This window comes from Bradyrhizobium canariense (genome assembly GCF_018130465.1).
Classification (GTDB): Bacteria; Pseudomonadota; Alphaproteobacteria; order Rhizobiales; family Xanthobacteraceae; genus Bradyrhizobium; species Bradyrhizobium canariense_C.
On the sequence record NZ_JAFCKJ010000001.1, the window covers coordinates 806,758 to 824,156 of the forward strand.

The following is a 17,399-nucleotide window of genomic DNA, read 5'->3' on the forward strand; positions in this document are numbered from 1 at the left end:
TTGGAGGAGTTCAAACCTCCGGATCGCGCCAAAATCCGCCGAGCAGGGGCCGGAGCCCTGGTTGGAGAGGGATTTGCGCGGAAGGAAATGCGGAAGGCTCAGCCAAAGAGACTCGTCGGCACGTCACCTCATCCCGGTATGGAGATCGGACCACATGAAGACTTTTCGCCTTCTGACAGCGGTCGGCATCGCGGCTCTCATTGCCGCCCCGTCGGTCGCCACGGCCCAGCAAAAGACGCTCTATGTCGCCGGCTATGGCGGCTCGTTCGAGAAGACCATCCGCGACGAGGTGATCCCGACCTTCGAGAAGGAGAACGGCGTCAAGGTCGAGTACGTCGCCGGCAACTCCACCGACACGCTGGCAAAGCTCCAGGCGCAAAAGGGCAACCAGCAGATCGACGTCGCCATCGTCGATGACGGCCCGATGTACCAGGCGATCCAGCTCGGCTTCTGCGGCAAGCTCGACAGCCTGCCGACCGATCTCTACGACACCGCCCGCTTCAAGGACGATCGCGCGGTCGCGATCGGCATCGTCGCGACCGGCCTGATGTACAACACCAAAGTGTTTGCGGAGAAGGGCTGGGCGCCGCCGACCTCCTGGAACGATTTGAAGGACACGAAATACGCCAAGCAGCTCGTGATCCCGCCGATCAACAACACCTATGGCCTCGAAGCGCTGGTGATGCTGTCGAAGATGAACGGCGGCGGCGAGTCCAATGTCGATTCCGGCTTCAAGATCTTCAAGGAGCAGATCAATCCGAACGTGCTCGCCTATGAGCCGTCGCCGGGCAAGATGACCGAGCTGTTTCAGTCCGGCCAGGCCGTGATCGCGGTGTGGGGCACCGGCCGCGTGCAGAGCTTTGCCAATACCGGCTTCCCCGTCGACTTCGTCTATCCGAAGGAAGGCGCCGCGACGTTGCTGACGACGGCGTGTCCGATCACCAAGCCGAACGCCTCGCCGCTCGCGTCGAGCTTCATCAAGATGCTGCTCGACCCAAAAATCCAGCTCGTGTTGCTGAAGGACTATGGCTATGGCCCGGTGTTGAAATCGCTGGTGGTCCCGCCGGAGCTCGGCAAGATGGCGCCGATCGGCGAGCGCGCCGCAAAGCTGTATAATCCGGACTGGACCGTCATCAACGAGAAGCGCGAGGAATGGACCAAGCGCTGGAATCGCGAGGTCGAGCGCTGATCGGCCATACCGGAGACAGTGCGATGGCCTATCTCGAACTCGAAGGGGTTGCCAAGCAATTCGGAGCGCAGACTGTCGTCGACGACTTCAGTCTCGCGGTGGGGAAGGGGGAGTTCATTTCCTTCCTCGGCCCTTCCGGTTGCGGCAAGACAACCACCCTGCAAATGATCGCGGGCTTCCTCGATCCCTCCCGCGGCGCGATCCGACTCGAGGGCAAGGACTTGACCGCGATCCATCCGGCCAAACGCGGGCTCGGCATCGTGTTTCAGAGCTACGCGCTGTTTCCGCACATGACCGCGTCCGAGAATGTCGCCTTCGGCCTCGAGATGCGCAACGTGCCGCGCGGCGAACGGACCGAGCGCGTCCGCGCCGCGCTCGCGATGGTCGGGCTTGCCGGCTACGAGGAGCGTCATCCACGCCGCATGTCCGGCGGCCAGCAGCAGCGCGTGGCGCTGGCGCGCGCGCTGGTGATCAAGCCGAGCGTGCTGCTGCTCGACGAGCCGCTATCGAATCTCGACGCCAAGCTGCGCGAGGAGATGCAGATCGAGCTGCGGCAGATCCAGCGCACCATCGGCACCACCACGATCCTCGTCACCCACGACCAGAACGAGGCGATGTCGCTGTCCGACCGTATCGTGGTGATGAGCCAGGGCCGCATCGAGCAGATCGGCACGCCGCAGGAGACTTATGAGAAGCCGGCCTCGGCCTTCGTCTCGCAGTTTTTGGGCAAGACCAACGACTTTGCTGCGACGATCGATCGGACGAGTGCGCCTGCGCGATTGATCGCCGGCTCGTGGAGCGCGCCTGCGCCCGCTGGGCTCAGCGGTCCCGTCACCATCAGCATTCGCCCCGAGCGGATCGACTTTGGCGACGCAGGCCTCAGCGCAAAGATCGTCACGCGCATCTTCCAGGGCAATCACTGGCTGTTCCAGTGCGAGAGCGAATGTGGCCCGGCGACCGTGATCCGCCAGAACGACGGCCGGTCGCAGCCGGTCGAGGGCGAGGCAGTTCACCTCACCTGGCGGCCGGAGGACATGGGCGTGAGGGGCGTCGCATGAGCGCTTCTGCCGAGGAACGAAACGCACGCACGCCCTGGGCGCTGACCGCGCCCGCTTTGACGCTGTTCGTCGGCGTGCTCTTGATCCCGCTGGCAATGACTGTGATGCTGTCGTTCCACGACTGGGGCCAGTACAAGGGCATCGAGCCGGTCTTCATCCTCAAGAACTGGCTCGAGATCGTAACCGATCCCTATTACGCCGAGATGTTCTGGCGGACATTTCGCATTGCGATCCTCACCACACTGCTCACCGCGCTGCTCGGCGCGCCCGAAGCCTACATCCTGAATCGCATGGGCGGACGCTGGAAGAGCGTTTTCCTGCTGGTCATCCTGGGGCCGCTGTTGATTTCCGTGGTGGCGCGGACGCTCGGCTGGGCGTTGCTGTTCGGCGGCAACAACGGGCTCGTCAACAAGCTGCTGATGTCGGCCGGGCTGATCCGCGCGCCTATCCCCTTCATGTTCACCGAAACCGGCATGGTGGTCGCGCTTGCGCACGTGATGATGCCATTCATGGTGCTGTCGGTGTGGGCGGCGCTGCAGCGTCTCGATCCGCAGATCGAGAATGCCGCGATGTCGCTCGGCGCCGGCCCCGTGACCATCATCCGCCGCATCATCATGCCGCAGATCATGCCAGGCGTGCTGTCGGGGGCGATCATCGTGTTCTCGCTCTCGGCCAGCGCGTTTGCGACACCCGCGATCATCGGCGGCCGCCGGCTCAAGGTCGCGGCGACGCTCGCCTATGACGAGTTCCTCAACACGCTGAACTGGCCGCTGGGTGCGGCGGTCGCCACGCTGCTGCTGGCCGCGCTGGTCTTGATCGTCGTCGGCAGCAACGCATTGATCGAGCGCCGTTACGCGGAGGTTTTCCGATGAGTCGAAACGGGCCGCTCGCGCTGATCTTCCACACCATCTTCGTCATCGTCATGGTGGCGCCGATCCTCGTCGTCTGCCTCGTTGCGTTCACGCCTGAAGGCTTCTTGTCGCTGCCGACAAACGGTTTTTCGTTGCGCTGGTTCAGGGCGATCGCCAATTATCCCGAATTCGTCCATGCTTTCTGGGTCAGTCTTGGCCTTGGCGCACTATCCTCCTTCGTGGCACTGCTGTTCGCCGTGCCTGCGGCGCTGGCGATCGCGCGCTATCGGTTCCGCGGTCGCGACGCACTGGCGGCCTTGTTCCTGTCGCCGCTGATGATCCCGCATGTCGTGCTCGGCATCGCGTTCCTGCGCTTCTTCACCTCGGCGGGCCTCGGCGGCAGCTTCGCCGCGCTGATCATCGCGCATGTCATCATCGTGTTTCCGTTCGCATTGCGGCTGACGCTGGCGGCGGCAACCGGCATGGACCTCTCGGTCGAAATGGCGGCGGTCTCGCTCGGCGCCGGCGGCTGGACGCTGTTCCGCCGCGTAACGCTACCGCTGATCATGCCGGGCGTCATCAGCGGCTGGGCGCTCGCCTTCATCCAGTCCTTCGACGATCTCACCATGACCGTCTTCCTCGCTGCACCTGGCACCGAAACACTGCCGGTGCGGATGTTTCTGTACATCCAGGACAACATCGATCCGCTGGTGACGTCGGTCTCGGCCTGCGTGATCGCGATCACCATGACCGCCCTCATTCTGCTCGACCGCTTCTACGGGCTCGACCGCGTGCTCGCCGGCAAGGGCGATACAGGGCGATAGGAGAATTCATGCGAACAGATTACGACGTCGCCGTCGTCGGCGGCGGATTGCTCGGCTCCGCCATTGCCTGGGGCCTCGGCCGACTCGGCAAGAGCGTCGCCGTGCTCGACGAAGGCGACATCACCAAGCGTGCCTCGCGTGCCAACTTTGCGCTGGTCTGGGTGCAGAGCAAGGGGCTCGGCATGCCGGCCTATACCGTCTGGACGGTGCAGGCGTCACAGGCGTGGAGCAGGCTCGCCTCGGAGCTGAAGCAACAGACCGATCTCGACGTCTCTCTTCAGCAGAATGGCGGCTTTCATCTCACGCTCGGCGAGGACGAATTCGGCCAGCGCACCGAACTGGTCAAGCGCATGCACAACCAGACAGGCGCCGCCGACTACAAGATGGAGATGCTGCCGGCGTCCGAGGTGAAGAAGGCGCTGCCGCTGATCGGGCCTGAGGTCTCCGGCGGCAGTTATTGTCCGCTCGACGGTCACGTCAATTCGCTGCGCACGTTTCGTGCGTTCCACACCGGCTTCAAGGCATTCGGCATCGACTATCTTCCGGAGCGTCCGGTCTCGGCGATCAGCAAGAGTGGCGGCGAATTCCGCCTGACGACGCCGCAGGGCGAGCTCCGTGCCGCCAAGATCGTGCTCGCCGCCGGCAATGCCAACCAGACGCTGGCGCCGATGGTCGGTCTCTACGCCCCGATGGGCCCGACCCGTGGCCAGATCGTGGTGACCGAGCGCACCATGCCGTTCCTGCCGCATCCGCTGACCACGATCCGCCAGACCGACGAGGGCACGGTGATGATCGGCGACAGCAAGGAAGACGAGCTCGACGATCGCGCGCTGAAGCACTCGATCAGCGCCGTGATGACCGATCGCGCCCAGCGGATGTTTCCGCATCTGTCGCGGCTCAACGTGGTCAGGAGCTGGGCCGGCATCCGCGTCATGCCGCAGGACGGCTTTCCGATCTACGACCAGTCGGAGACGCATCCCGGCGCCTTCGTCGCCTGCTGCCATTCCGGCGTGACGCTCGCCTCCAACCACGCTTTCGAGATCGCGCGGATGGTCGCGCAGGGCGCGCTCGAGCCGGAGCTGGTCGGCGCGTTCTCGGCCAGCCGTTTTGGCGCCGCCGGTGCTGCGAACAACAGCGGCTACTAGAGATATTGAAGGAGCCAAGATGTTCAAACGATCCGAACAGGACAAACGGCCGTCAGTGCAAATCTTCGTCGATGGCGTTGCCGTCGCGGCGCGGCAGGGCGACACCGTCTCCGCGGCGCTGCTGGCCTCGAGCTGCGATGCGCGCCGTTCGACCGCGGTGAGCGGCGCGCCGCGTCTGCCCTATTGCATGATGGGCGTGTGCTTCGACTGCCTCGTCACCATCGATGGCGTCGGCAACCGCCAGGGCTGCCTCGTGCCCGTCGCCGAGGGCATGCAGATCGAAATCCAGAAGGGCAAGCGGGAGATCGGACGATGACTGTGGCTCCCAAGCGCGAAGATTACGACGTGGTGGTGATTGGCGCTGGCCCCGCCGGCCTCGCCGCCGCCGCGACATCGGCCGAAGCAGGCCTGTCCACGCTGCTGCTCGATGAGAACATCGGCCCGGGCGGCCAGGTGTTTCGCGCCATCTCCTCGACGCCGGTGACCGACCGCAACCAGCTCGGTGCCGATTACTGGGTGGGCGCCGATCTCGTGCAGACGCTGCGCGCGAGCAATGCCGAGGTCATCCACCGTGCCACCGTCTGGAGCCTCGACCGCAACCTCGAGATCGCTGTCTCGATCGGTGGCGCGTCCGCGTTCGTCAAGGCGAAGCGCGTGATCCTCGCGACCGGCGCGCTGGAACGGCCGTTCCCGATTCCCGGCTGGACGCTGCCGGGCGTGATGACCGCGGGCGCCGCGCAGACGATGTTGAAATCATCGGCCCTGGTGCCGGATGGCCGCACAGTGATCGCGGGGCAGGGGCCGTTGCTCTGGCTGCTCGCCGCGCAGATTTTGCGTCTCGGCGGCCGCATCGATCGCATCCTCGACACCACCGAGCGCGGCAATTATTTTGCGGCTCTCCCCCACGCCTTTGCGTTTCTGACCTCGCCCTATTTCGCCAAGGGTTTGTCGATGATGCGCGAGGTGAAGGCGAAGGTGCAGGTCGTCTCCGGCGTCATCGAGCTTTCGGCATCTGGCGACGGCCAGCTCGCGAGCGTGAGCTATGTCGCGGGCGGCAAGCGCGAGACCATTCCCGCGGATCTCCTGCTGCTGCATCAGGGCGTGGTGCCCAACGTCAATCTGGCGATGGCGGCCGGAATCGAGCATCGTTGGGATGATCTGCAATTGTGCTGGTCTCCGGTGCTCGATGCCAGCGGCACTTCGTCGGTCGCCGGAATTGCGATTGCTGGCGACGGCGCCGGCATCGGCGGCGCGAACGCGGCCGTGGTGCGCGGCCGCATCGCGGCGCGCGCGGCAGTGGAGGCGTTGGCGCCTGCGGCTGCCACAAGACTTGCGCCGATGGCGACGCTCCGCGCCGATCTCGCCAAGGCCGAGCGAGGCCGCGTTTTCCTCGATACGCTGTTCCGTCCGGCGCCTCAGTTTCGCATTCCCGCGGGCGACACCATCGTCTGTCGCTGCGAGGAGGTCACCGCAAAGGACATTCTCGACGCCGTCGCGATCGGCGCGACCGGGCCGAACCAGCTCAAGGCCTATCGCCGTACCGGCATGGGTCCGTGCCAGGGCCGGCTCTGCGGCCTCACCGTCACCGAGCTGATGGCGCAGGCGCGGGGCAAGAGCCCACAGGAGATCGGCTATTACCGGCTGCGCGCGCCGGTCAAGCCGATCACGCTCGCCGAGCTTGCCGCGGTTCCGAAGAGCGAAGACGACATCAAGGCGGTGGTGCGCGGATGACGAAAAACGTGGATGCTATCGTCGTCGGCGGCGGCATCCACGGATGCTCGACTGCGCTGCATCTGTGTCTCGCTGGCCTGAAGCCGGTGCTGATCGAGAAGGACTATGCCGGCCGCCATGCCTCCGGCGTCAATGCCGGGGGCGTGCGCCAGCTTGCGCGGCACATCCCGGAAATCCCGCTTTCGATCCGCTCGATGGGAATCTGGGAGAAAATCACCGATCTCCTCGACGATGATTGCAGCTTTGAGAGCTATGGCCAGGTCCTCGTCGCCGAGAACGAGGAGGAACTCGCGGTTTGCCGTGCACGTGTGGCCGAGCTCAACGCGCTCGGCTTCACCCACGAGGAGCTGATCGATGCGGCCGAGCTGCGGCGCCTCGTGCCGGCGGTCGCCGACACCTGTCCCGGCGGCGTGGTCTCGCGCCGCGACGGTGCGGCTAATCCCGCGCAGGCGACGACGGCGTTCCGGCGCAAGGCCGAGCAGCTCGGTGCGACCGTGCGCGAGGGCATTGCCGCCACGAACATCCGGCACACCGACGGCCTCTGGCATGTCGATTTCGGCGCCGAGAGCTTTGCCGCGCCGGTGCTCGTCAATGCCGCCGGCGCCTGGGCCGGGACCATCGCAGCCGCGCTCGGTGAGCCCGTTCCGGTCGAGACCGTCGCGCCGATGCTGATGATCACCTCGCGCGTGCCGCATTTCATCGACCCCGTCGTGATCCTGCGCGGGCGCAAACTGTCCTTCAAGCAATTCAAGAACGGCACCGTGCTGATCGGCGGCGGCCATCTGGCAACGCCGTACCGGGACCGCAACGAGACGGTGCTGGACTGGAAGAGCCTCGCGACCAGCGCCCGCACCGTGTTCGAGCTGTTCCCGGTGATGCGCAGCGCGACGATCGTCCGCGCCTGGGCCGGCATCGAGGCCAAGACCAAGGACGATCTGCCCGTGTTCGGGCCGAGTAGCCGCCACAAGGGCCTCTATCACCAGTTCGGCTTCTCGCTGCATGGTTTCCAGCTCGGCCCCGGCGCGGGCGCCGTCATGGCGGAGCTGATCGTCAACGGCGGCACCCAAACCCGCATCGGCGATCTCGGCATCGACCGTTTCCATCCTTCCACGCTCTAGCAACAAGAGGATATCATGAGCATTACCCGCAGCATCCGCACGCCCATCATGCACCGCGCCGTCGAAGCCAACGGCTTTGTCTTCATTGGCGGCACCATCGCCGACGACACCTCGGTGTCGATGGGCGAGCAGACCCGCAACATCCTCGGCAAGATCGCCGGCTATCTGAAGGAAGCGGGCACCGACAAGAGCCGAATCGTCAGCACCTCCATCTTCGTCACGGATCTCTCCAAGAAGAAGGAGATGGATGCGGTCTGGATCGAGTTCTTCGGCGACAATCTGCCGACCCGCGCCACCGTCGGCGTCGCCGATCTCGGCGGCAGCGCGCTGATCGAGGTCGTGGTCACCGCGCTCAAGGGCTGATCGCGCAGGCCGGCGGGGGACGTCAGCGCTTCCCGCGCGCCGTCGTCCCTGCGAGCCTCGCTTGATCTCGCCCTTCAGTGAGACTAGTTAGAGAGTGTTCAATCAGGATATTCGCAGCCATGGATCTTACCCCGACCGCAATGCCGACCTGCCTTGCTCACGGGGAATTCCATGCCTGCTTCAATCATCCTGTCCAACCTGTCGCTGTCCACGCCTGACGGACGTCCTCTTCTCTCCGACATCGATCTGACGTTCGGCGCCGAGCGGACCGGCCTCGTCGGCCGCAACGGCGTCGGGAAGACGACGCTGCTTGCATCGATTTCGCGCGAGCACATCCCCCAGTCGGGGCGCGTTGCCGTCAACGGAACCGTCGGTCTGCTGCGCCAGGACGTCCAGCCCCTTGCGGGCGCGAAGGTGATCGATCTGTTCGGTGCGCGAGCCGCGCTCGACCTTCTTCGCCGCGCTGAGCGCGGGGATGCCTCGGCCGAGGAGGTTTCCGAGGTCGATTGGACCCTCGAAACACGGCTTGCATCCGCCCTTGCGCTTGTCGGGTTCGACGTCGCTCCGGAGATCGAGCTCGACAGCCTATCGGGCGGGCAGGTCACGCGGGTTCGTCTCGCCGCGCTGATCTTCGCGGAGCCGGACTTCCTGCTGCTGGACGAGCCCACCAACAATCTCGATCGGGAGGGGCGCGAGGCCGTGATCGCTTTCCTTGCGTCCTGGCGCGGTGGGGCGATTGTCGTCAGCCACGATCGGAGCCTGCTCGAAACGATGGATGCGATTGTCGAGCTGACGTCGCTCGGAGCCGCGCGATACGGCGGCAATTGGAGCAGTTATTGCGAGCAGAAAGCCGTCGCGCTCGCGGCCGTCAAGCACGACCTCGCGCATGCCGAGAGGCGCCTGTCCGGAATCGACGGGAAGGCCCAGGAGGCGGCAGAGAGAAAAGCGCGCAGGGACAGCGGCGGGAAGAAGAAGCGCGCCAAGGGCGACATGCCGCGAATCCTGGCCGGCGCCCGCAAGGATCGCAGCGAAGACACCGGCGGCAAGACCGCGCAGATCGCCGAGCGGCGGCGCGCGGATGCGCTTGAGGCCGTCGATACGGCACGCCGGCGCATCGAGATTCTTCAGCCGCTGTCGGTGAAACTAACCTCGACCCGGCTGCCGGCGGGCAGGGAGGTGGCTTGGCTGGATTGCGTCAGCGCCGGCTATCGGCCGGACCGGAAGGTCTTGCACGATCTATCGCTCGCGATCGTCGGTCCGGAGCGCGTGGCCATTGTCGGGCCCAACGGTTCCGGCAAGACGACGCTGCTGAAACTCATCGCCGGCGAGCTGCATCCGCTCTCCGGCACCGTGCGGGTCAGGCCGGACCTTGCGCTGTTCGATCAGAAGGTCAGCCTGCTCGATCCCGCGATCTCCATCCTGGACAATTTTGGGCGCTTCAATCCGAAGGCGGATGCAAATGAATGCCATGCCGCCCTGGCCCGGTTCATGTTTCGAGCCGATGCCGCCCTGCAGATCGTCGGAAGCCTGAGCGGCGGGCAGATCTTTCGCGCAGGCCTTGCCTGCGTGCTGGGCGGAGCCACGCCGCCGTCCCTGCTGATCCTCGACGAGCCGACCAATCATCTGGACATCGAATCCATCGAAGCCGTCGAAGCAGGTCTGAGGGCCTATGACGGCGCGTTGCTCGTCGTCAGTCATGACGAGGCGTTCTTGCGGGCGATAGGGATCACGCGCAGGGTCGAACTGGCGGGCTAAGTCGGCTGCCCCAGCGCATCGTCCTCACAACAAAAACCCGACGCTCTGCCCCCAGCGCGTCGGGTAGAAAAAATGAGTATCAATCCGTGATCCCAACGCCGCTGTTGTGACGCGTCCCGCAGCAATTTGCCACTCCGGGAAACTACCGCGTCGGGACGAGCGTGGTGTTACGCACCTCCGCCCGGTTCCAGCGCTTCGCCCATCTCCAGCGGATGGGCCATGGTCTCGTGCAGTGCATCGCGATCGAGCTCGCCTTCGGAGATGCTGATGACGACGCAGGCGACGCCGTTGCCGATCAGATTGGTCAGGGCGCGGCACTCGCTCATGAACTTGTCGATGCCGACCAGGATCGCGATCGACTGGATCGGGATGTCAGGCACGATCGAGAGCGTCGCCGCGAGCGTGATGAAGCCCGCTCCGGTCACGCCCGAGGCGCCCTTCGAGGTGATCATGGCGATGCCCAAAATGCCGAGCTCCTGCCAGATGGTCAGATGGGTGTTGGTCGCCTGCGCCAGGAACAGCGTTGCCAGCGTCATATAGATGTTGGTGCCGTCGAGGTTGAAGCTGTAACCGGTCGGAATGACGAGGCCGACCACCGAACGCGAGGCGCCGAGATGCTCCATCTTCTGGATCATCTGCGGCAGCACCGTCTCCGACGACGAGGTGCCGAGCACGATCAGGAGCTCGTCCTTGATGTAGGCGATGAAACGCAGGATCGAGAAGCCGGCGAGCCGCGCGATTGCGCCGAGCACGATCACAACGAACAGGATGCTGGTGAGATAGAACGTGCCGATCAGGGCCGCGAGGTTGAGCAGCGAACCGAGGCCGTAGGCGCCGACGGTGAACGCCATCGCGCCGAACGCCCCGATCGGCGCGACGCGCACGATGATGCGGATGATGCCGAAGAACATCTTCGCGGCCTTGTCGATCGCCTCCGCAATGGGCTCGCCGGCCTTGCCGAGAAAGGCGATGGCGAAGCCCGACAGGATCGAGATCAGCAGCACCTGCAAGAGATCGCCGCGTGCGATGGCGCCAACATAGCTGTCGGGGATGATCGCCATCAAATGGGCGACGATGCCTTCCTCCTTGGCCTTGGTGACGTAGGTCGCCACCGACTTCGGGTCGATCGTGGCGGGATCGATGTTGAAGCCGTGTCCGGGCTGGAGCACCTCGCCGACCAGGAGGCCGACCGCGAGCGCGACGGTCGAGACCGCCTCGAAATAGATCAGTGACTTCAGCCCGACCCGGCCGACGCGCTTGAGGTCGCCCATCGAGGAGATGCCGTGCACCACGGTGCAGAAGATCACCGGCGCGATCATCATCTTGATCAGCGCGATGAAGCCGTCGCCGAGCGGCTTCAGGGCCTTGCCGAGATCGGGATAGAAATAGCCGATGAGCACTCCGAGCGCGATCGCGATCAGCACCTGGATGTAGAGGATCTTGTACCAGGGCTGGTGCCGGCGGTGGATGGCTGGCTGGATCGCGATCTGTGTCATAGAATAGGCCCCGGAACGTATTGATCTTGTTTGATTTGCATCATGTGATGGCCGCCGCAGAAGCGACAATCACATTTTTGTCTGTTCGCACGAAGATCGGCCGCTGCACCGCAACTGGGGGGAACATGCCGACTACAACGGGCTCCGAAGCGCGAGCGCAAAGCTATTTCCCGCGTTGGACTCTGAAGTCATCCGGCGTGATCATGCCCGAGGAGCGGCTGCCGCTTGGCCAGACCGTCGTCTCCGGTCTCCAGCATTGCGTCGCAATGTCGGGCTCAACGATCATCGCGCCGCTGCTGATGGGCTTCGATCCCAATGTTGCGGTCCTGTTTTCCGGCATCGGCACGCTGATCTTCTTCGTCATCGTCGCGGGGCGCGTGCCGAGCTATCTCGGCTCGAGCTTCGCGTTCATCGCGGTCGTCATCGCCGCCACCGGCTATGCCGGGCACGGGCCGAACCCGAACCTGTCGGTTGCGCTTGGCGGGATCGTCGGGGCCGGCGTCCTCTACGGCGTGATTGCGCTGATCGTGATGTGGTCGGGGGTTGGCTGGGTCGAGAGGCTGTTGCCGCCGGCCGTCACCGGCGCAGTGGTCGCTGCGATCGGCCTCAACCTCGCGCCCGTGGCGGTCAAGGCAGTGAGCGCCGGCGCATTCGACACAGGAATCGGGCTTGCGACCGTTCTGATCATTGGCGTGGTTGCCGTTGCCGCTCCGGCCTGTGGCGCCGCCTGCCGATCATCCTCGGCGCGATCGGCGGATATCTTTTGTACTTGCTGTTCGCCAACGGCCTCGGCTTCGGCAAGCCGATTGACTTCACTCAGCTTGCGGCTGCGCCGTGGATCGGCCTGCCGAGTTTCACCACGCCGACCTTCCAGGCCGATGCGATCGTCCTGATCGCGCCGGTGGCGATCATCCTCGTCGCCGAGAACCTCGGTCACATCAAGGCCGTTGGCGCCATGACGGGCCGGAGCCTCGATGACTATCTCGGCCGCGCCCTGCTCGCCGACAGCCTCGCGACCATCGTGGCGGCCTGCGGCGGCGGGACCGGCGTCACCACCTATGCCGAAAACATCGGCGTCATGGCGGCCACGAAAGTCTATTCGACGTTGCTGTTTGCCTTCGCGGCCATGGTGTCGATCGTGCTCGGCTTCTCGCCGAAGTTCGGCGCGCTGATCCTGTCGATCCCGGGTCCCGTCATCGGTGGGCTCTCGATCGTGCTGTTCGGATTGATCGCTGCGATGGCCGGCCGGATCTGGGTCGAGAACAAGGTCGACTTCTCAAGTCCAGCAAACCTGATCACCGTCGCGGTCGCGCTCACCGCGGGCGCCGGCGACCTCACGCTCAAATTCGGCGCCTTCACGATCGGCGGGATAGGCACCGCAACCTTTGGCGCCATCATCCTGTACCAGATACTGACTTCGCCATTCGCGCGCCGCGCCGAATGAATCGCAGCGATGCGCTGAGGGATGGAACAAAAAGCCGGTTCCGTCGATGATCAGGCACCCCGGAGATAACCCATGCCGCAAACCGATCGTTCGACCTCGTTCCACTCGCGCCTCGTCGGCCAATACGCGCTGGTGACCGGTGCCTCGCAAGGCATCGGCCGTGCCGTCGCCATCCGGCTTGCCCAGGAAGGTGCGACCGTCGCCATCAACTATTTCGATCATCCCACGATGGCCGAGGAGACGCTCGCGCTCGCACGGACGGCATCGGGCGATCGCGGCCACGGCAGGCTTGATCACGTTATCGTCAAGGCCGATGTCGGCAACGAGCAGGACATCGCCGCGATGTTCGAGACGATCCTGGCGCGCTGGAAGCGCCTCGACTGCCTCGTCAACAATGCCGGCTTCCAGCGGGAATCGCCGAGCGAGGCGCTCGACGTCGAAACCTATCGCCGCATCATCGACGTCAATCTCAACGGCGCCGTCCTCTGCGCCCAGAAGGCGCTGGCCCATTTCGTCGCGCGCGGCGGAGGCGGCAGCATCATCAACTGCTCCAGCGTGCACCAGATCATTCCAAAACCCGGTTATCTCGCTTATTCCATCAGCAAGGGCGGTCTGGCCAATCTGACGCGGACACTGGCGCTGGAATTCGCCGGCCGCGGCATTCGCGTCAATGCGGTGGGTCCCGGTGCGATCGATACGCCGATCAATGCGGCCTGGACCGGCGATCCGGACAAGCGCGGCGAAGTCAGCAGCCACATTCCGCTCGGACGTGTCGGAGCGCCGGAAGAGATCGCCGCCGTGTTCGCCTTCCTCGCGTCGGAGGATGCCAGTTACATCACCGGGCAGACGATCTATGCCTGCGGAGGACTGACGCTGTTCCCCGAGTTCCGGGACAACTGGGCGAGCTAGCAAAGATCACGAGCGTCCTTGCTGTTCTCGAGGTCTGCCCGCGGCGCCGACGCTCATCGTCGAGACTTTTCGCGATGCACCCCAGCAACAGTCGGGAAAAACCGGGCTGTCGGCGCCACACGCACGGGCGAACTCAACCGAACGGTTGATGTCCGGCCCGCCGTCTTAACCCACATTCGCGACCGTATCTGGTCAATGATCAGGACAGACCCGACCTCTGGATCTGAGAGCGCAAATGCTTCGTGCGATCACTAACGCGATGTGTTGTTTGACCAAAGCCTTGGCTGCGGCCGTGGTGCTCGCCATGTTCGTCTTGACGCTTGATCTAGCGCCCGCCGCCGCGCAAGGGGTCTGCGGCGCGGCGGTGACAGGCACTGCGCTCGGTTCTGCGCCTGGCGTCGGCGCCGTCGCTTGTGGTGGCCAAGCGACCGGTAACGGCAGCGTGGCGATCGGCCAAAGCCAGGCAACGGGTAACGCCAGCACGGCAGTCGGTGGGGCCAGCAAGGCGGACGGAACGGGCGGGACCGCAAGCGGGTTCGGCAGCAGGGCGTCCGGAGTCTACAGCACGGCGACCGGCATCGAAAGCGTAGCAGCCGCTGACTACAGCACGGCGACCGGCGGCTACAGCGCCGCGGCGGGCGTCGGCAGCACCGCGATGGGTGGCGGAGACGGAGCCGCAGTCGGCAATGCGGCCACCGCTTCTGGCATTTACAGTATCGCGATCGGAGGCGGTGGTGACGGAACCGCTGGCTTGGGTGCGCAATCGTCCGGTGACAGGGCGATCGCGATCGGTCTTGCCAGCGTCGCGGCGGGGGTATCCGCCACCGCGATCGGGAGCGGAGCCAGCGCCGGCACAACAAATGCCGTCGCCCTGGGCAACGCGGTGACGGCAAGCGGCGGCAATTCCTTCGCGGCCGGCAACAACTCCCACGCCACCGGGGCGAGCGCTGTCGCGATCGGCGATGGCGCAACCGCCGGCACGGGCGCGAACGCGATTGCGATCGGTACCGGCGCCGTCTCGACCGGATCGATCGCAGTTGGCGCAGATTCGGCCGCGGCGTTCGGCAATACAGCCGTCGGCGACAACGCGAAGGCAAGTGCCGCCGCCGGCAGTTCTGCCTTCGGCAATGGCGCGACCGCGTCCGCGCTCAATGCGACCGCGATCGGTGCGGGAGCCTCGGCTGGTTTTACCAACTCCACCGCGGTCGGTTCCGGCGCAACGGCCACCGCCGCCAATCAGGTCGCGATCGGGACCGCAACCAACATCTACCGCATGGCCGGCGTCGCGTCCGCGGCCAGCCTAGCGGCGCAGAGCGGGCCGGTCTCCTTCGTCACCACCGATGCGGCCGGCAATCTGGCGACGTCGAGCTTCAATCCGGCGAGCATCACCTCGTTGCAGTCGCAGGTCACCTCGTTGCAATCGCAAGTGATGGACAACCGGCTCGAGGCACGCAGCGGCACCGCGGTCGCGCTTGCGGCCGGCTCGATGCCGGCGCTGCAAGCGGGCCGCAAGTTCGCGCTCTCGGCCGGTTACGGCAATTTCGAGGGCGCCAACGCGTTTGCGGTCGGTGCCACCGCACTGCTCTATGACGGCAAGAGTTATGCGGTCATCGCCAATGCCGGCGGCGGCATCGGGCTTGAGCGCAACGTTGCAGGCGGGCGTGGTGCTGTCTCGATCCAGTGGTAGGCAATCCGTGGTCGCCGTGATGCTGCGTTGGCTGGGCGCGGGCCTCGGTGTTCTAGTCCTTGGGCTGCTGATCCTGGGGGTGGTTACGACATCAGCACAGCAGACGCCGCCGCAACCGCACTCGGCATCGCCGCCGCAGCAACAGGCCGCCAAGCCCGCCAATATCGACCGCAACGGCGTGCTGATGCTGATCCGCTCGACGCTGCTTGCGCTCGACCATGCCAACAAGACCGGGAACTACACCGTGCTGCGCGACCTCGGCGCGCCCGGCTTCCAGGTCAACACCGCCGCAAAGCTCGCGGAGATCTTTGCCAAGCAGCGTGGCGACAAGCTCGATCTCTCCGGCGTCGCGGTCATCGATCCGCAATTGTCGCTGCTGCCGCAGATCGAGCCGAACGGCCTCCTGCACATGGCAGGATTTTTTCCGTCGGTGCCATCTCAGGTGAATTTCGAACTGATGTTCGCACCGGTCGAAGGACAATGGCGCGTGTTCGGCGTGTCATTGTCGGTGGGCCAATCCGCACCGATGGCGCCCGCCGCGCCCGAAGCTGCGCCTGGCAAGGCCGTCGTCTCACAGAAACAACCCGCGCCGCCGAAGCCGGGCGTGCCTGCGAAACAGCCTCCGGTCTCGACTCAATGAGGGACAAGGCGCGAATGCCGAACCTGTTGTTCGATATGTCGGAGAGCCGGCCGTGATATCTGACGCCGCTTTGCTTTCAGAGCTGATCGGCCTGATTTACGACGCTGCGCTCGATCCCGCCTTGTGGCCGCGGGCCCTCGAACAGGCCTGCCTGTTTGTCGGCGGCTCCTCCGGCGCGCTGTTCTGGCATGACGCGTCCACCGAGCAAACCACGGTGCTGCACCTCTTCAACGAGGAGCCGGGCTACACAAAGCTCTATCTCGAGAAATATCTCGCCTTGAACCCGTGCTTTCCAGCGGCCGCCTTCTGCGAGGCTGGTCTCGTCTATGCATCCACCGACTTCGTCCCCTTCGAGGAGATGGTGGCGACGCGCTTCTATGAAGAGTGGATGAAGCCGCAGGGTATGATCGATGCGCTCGGGTCGAATCTGGAGAAGGGAGCAACCCATTCATCGACCGTCAGTGTCCGGATGCATGAGAAGGACGGTTTTGCCGACGTTGACGCCCGCCGCCGGTTTGCGCTGATCGTGCCGCACTTCCAGCGCGCGGTCTCGATTGGCCGGCTGTTCGATCAGAACAGGGCGACGCAGGCGGTGTTGACCCAGACGCTCGACAGCGTTACGGCCGCCGTCTTTCTGGTTGGTCCCAACGGACGCCTCGCCTTCACAAACGCGCCCGGACGCGTGATGCTGGACGAGGCCGCGCTGCTCACCGAAAGAAACGGAACGTTGTTCGCTGCTGCCCTCGACGCGCAGCGCGCATTGCGCGAAGCGCTTGTCGCCGCGGAGAACGGCAACGCGGCGACCGACAGCGGTGGCCCGATTCCGCTCGCGACCTCGCAAGGCCGCTGGTTCGCCAACGTGCTGCCGCTGACCTCGGGGGATCGGCGGCGTACTGGCGCGCTGCATTCCGCGGTTGCCGCGGTGTTCGTGCGCAAGGCCTCGCCGGCCAGCCCGCCGCCGCTGGAGGCGCTTGCAAAACTCTACAGGCTCACCGCAAGCGAGGTCCGCCTGATCGAGGCCGTGATGAAGGTGAGCGGGGTGAAGGCGCTGGCCGGGCTGCTCGGGCTGACGCAGGCCACCGTCAAGACGCACCTCCATAACGTCTTCCGCAAGACCGGCACGGCGCGGCAGAGCGAGCTCGTGAAGCTGATTGCGGGATTCCACCCGTCCAAACGGCCGTGATCTGGC

General features: G+C 65.1%; 15 protein-coding genes and 1 pseudogene. 15 read left to right on the forward strand and 1 reads right to left on the reverse strand.

The window, feature by feature from the left end; translation table 11 throughout:
• The first annotated feature begins 154 nt into the window (after nt 1-154).
• The 10 genes from JQ591_RS03510 (at nt 155) to JQ591_RS03555 (ending at nt 10,034) form a co-directional block, all read left to right on the forward strand.
• Nucleotides 155-1,189: an ABC transporter substrate-binding protein gene (locus tag JQ591_RS03510; RefSeq protein ID WP_211394643.1), complete on the forward strand. Its 1,035-nt coding sequence runs from the start codon at nt 155-157 to the stop codon at nt 1,187-1,189.
• A gap of 23 nt (nt 1,190-1,212) precedes the next feature.
• Complete coding sequence (locus tag JQ591_RS03515) at nt 1,213-2,247, forward strand: ABC transporter ATP-binding protein (protein WP_211394644.1); 1,035 nt, start codon at nt 1,213-1,215, stop codon at nt 2,245-2,247.
• Nucleotides 2,244-3,119: an ABC transporter permease gene (locus tag JQ591_RS03520; protein WP_211394645.1), complete on the forward strand. Its 876-nt coding sequence runs from the start codon at nt 2,244-2,246 to the stop codon at nt 3,117-3,119. The genes JQ591_RS03515 and JQ591_RS03520 overlap by 4 nt, the downstream gene beginning before the upstream one ends.
• A complete protein-coding gene (locus JQ591_RS03525; protein WP_211394646.1) occupies nt 3,116-3,922 on the forward strand; it encodes an ABC transporter permease in 807 nt (268 codons plus the stop codon). The genes JQ591_RS03520 and JQ591_RS03525 overlap by 4 nt, the downstream gene beginning before the upstream one ends.
• An 8-nt stretch (nt 3,923-3,930) precedes the next feature.
• Nucleotides 3,931-5,067, forward strand: a complete 1,137-nt coding sequence (locus JQ591_RS03530; RefSeq protein WP_211394647.1) for an NAD(P)/FAD-dependent oxidoreductase — start codon at nt 3,931-3,933, stop codon at nt 5,065-5,067.
• Between the two features lie 19 nt (nt 5,068-5,086).
• Complete coding sequence (locus JQ591_RS03535; protein WP_211394648.1) at nt 5,087-5,383, forward strand: (2Fe-2S)-binding protein; 297 nt, start codon at nt 5,087-5,089, stop codon at nt 5,381-5,383.
• Nucleotides 5,380-6,798 (forward strand): NAD(P)/FAD-dependent oxidoreductase, encoded by a 1,419-nt coding sequence (locus JQ591_RS03540; protein ID WP_211394649.1) that lies wholly within the window; start codon nt 5,380-5,382, stop codon nt 6,796-6,798. The genes JQ591_RS03535 and JQ591_RS03540 overlap by 4 nt, the downstream gene beginning before the upstream one ends.
• Entirely contained in the window at nt 6,795-7,916 is a 1,122-nt protein-coding gene (locus tag JQ591_RS03545) for an NAD(P)/FAD-dependent oxidoreductase (protein WP_211394650.1), read from the forward strand. The genes JQ591_RS03540 and JQ591_RS03545 overlap by 4 nt, the downstream gene beginning before the upstream one ends.
• Before the next feature lie 15 nt (nt 7,917-7,931).
• The gene (locus JQ591_RS03550; RefSeq protein ID WP_211394651.1) at nt 7,932-8,279 is read left to right on the forward strand and encodes a RidA family protein; all 348 of its coding nucleotides are present in this window, start codon (nt 7,932-7,934) and stop codon (nt 8,277-8,279) included.
• A 171-nt stretch (nt 8,280-8,450) separates the two neighbouring features.
• The gene (locus JQ591_RS03555) at nt 8,451-10,034 is read left to right on the forward strand and encodes an ABC-F family ATP-binding cassette domain-containing protein (RefSeq protein WP_211394652.1); all 1,584 of its coding nucleotides are present in this window, start codon (nt 8,451-8,453) and stop codon (nt 10,032-10,034) included.
• 167 nt (nt 10,035-10,201) lie between these two features.
• On the opposite strand, the gene JQ591_RS03560 is transcribed toward JQ591_RS03555, so the two are convergent.
• The gene (locus JQ591_RS03560) at nt 10,202-11,530 is read right to left on the reverse strand and encodes a dicarboxylate/amino acid:cation symporter (RefSeq protein WP_211394653.1); all 1,329 of its coding nucleotides are present in this window, start codon (nt 11,528-11,530) and stop codon (nt 10,202-10,204) included.
• Between the two features lie 125 nt (nt 11,531-11,655).
• Between JQ591_RS03560 and JQ591_RS03565 the strand changes: the two are divergent.
• From JQ591_RS03565 to JQ591_RS03585, 5 genes and pseudogenes are all read left to right on the forward strand, one after another.
• Nucleotides 11,656-12,974, forward strand: a pseudogene (locus JQ591_RS03565) (solute carrier family 23 protein).
• 72 nt (nt 12,975-13,046) lie between these two features.
• Nucleotides 13,047-13,883, forward strand: coding sequence for an SDR family oxidoreductase (locus JQ591_RS03570; RefSeq protein ID WP_211394654.1), 837 nt, complete (start codon nt 13,047-13,049; stop codon nt 13,881-13,883).
• A 268-nt stretch (nt 13,884-14,151) separates the two neighbouring features.
• Nucleotides 14,152-15,570: a YadA family autotransporter adhesin gene (locus JQ591_RS03575; RefSeq protein WP_211394655.1), complete on the forward strand. Its 1,419-nt coding sequence runs from the start codon at nt 14,152-14,154 to the stop codon at nt 15,568-15,570.
• Between the two features lie 16 nt (nt 15,571-15,586).
• On the forward strand, nt 15,587-16,210 hold the full coding sequence (locus JQ591_RS03580) for a hypothetical protein (RefSeq protein WP_211394808.1): 624 nt from the start codon (nt 15,587-15,589) through the stop codon (nt 16,208-16,210).
• A 52-nt stretch (nt 16,211-16,262) separates the two neighbouring features.
• Nucleotides 16,263-17,393: a helix-turn-helix transcriptional regulator gene (locus JQ591_RS03585; protein ID WP_349630361.1), complete on the forward strand. Its 1,131-nt coding sequence runs from the start codon at nt 16,263-16,265 to the stop codon at nt 17,391-17,393.
• Nucleotides 17,394-17,399: the final 6 nt, after the last annotated feature.

Coding starts and splice junctions, on each gene's coding strand:
- JQ591_RS03545 (WP_211394650.1), top strand. CDS start 6,795: ATGACGAAAAACGTGGATGCTATCGTCGTCGGCGGCGGCATCCACGGA.
- JQ591_RS03540 (WP_211394649.1), top strand. CDS start 5,380: ATGACTGTGGCTCCCAAGCGCGAAGATTACGACGTGGTGGTGATTGGC.
- JQ591_RS03560 (WP_211394653.1), bottom strand. CDS start 11,530: ATGACACAGATCGCGATCCAGCCAGCCATCCACCGCCGGCACCAGCCC.
- JQ591_RS03555 (WP_211394652.1), top strand. CDS start 8,451: ATGCCTGCTTCAATCATCCTGTCCAACCTGTCGCTGTCCACGCCTGAC.
- JQ591_RS03510 (WP_211394643.1), top strand. CDS start 155: ATGAAGACTTTTCGCCTTCTGACAGCGGTCGGCATCGCGGCTCTCATT.
- JQ591_RS03570 (WP_211394654.1), top strand. CDS start 13,047: ATGCCGCAAACCGATCGTTCGACCTCGTTCCACTCGCGCCTCGTCGGC.
- JQ591_RS03535 (WP_211394648.1), top strand. CDS start 5,087: ATGTTCAAACGATCCGAACAGGACAAACGGCCGTCAGTGCAAATCTTC.
- JQ591_RS03520 (WP_211394645.1), top strand. CDS start 2,244: ATGAGCGCTTCTGCCGAGGAACGAAACGCACGCACGCCCTGGGCGCTG.
- JQ591_RS03525 (WP_211394646.1), top strand. CDS start 3,116: ATGAGTCGAAACGGGCCGCTCGCGCTGATCTTCCACACCATCTTCGTC.
- JQ591_RS03515 (WP_211394644.1), top strand. CDS start 1,213: ATGGCCTATCTCGAACTCGAAGGGGTTGCCAAGCAATTCGGAGCGCAG.
- JQ591_RS03530 (WP_211394647.1), top strand. CDS start 3,931: ATGCGAACAGATTACGACGTCGCCGTCGTCGGCGGCGGATTGCTCGGC.
- JQ591_RS03550 (WP_211394651.1), top strand. CDS start 7,932: ATGAGCATTACCCGCAGCATCCGCACGCCCATCATGCACCGCGCCGTC.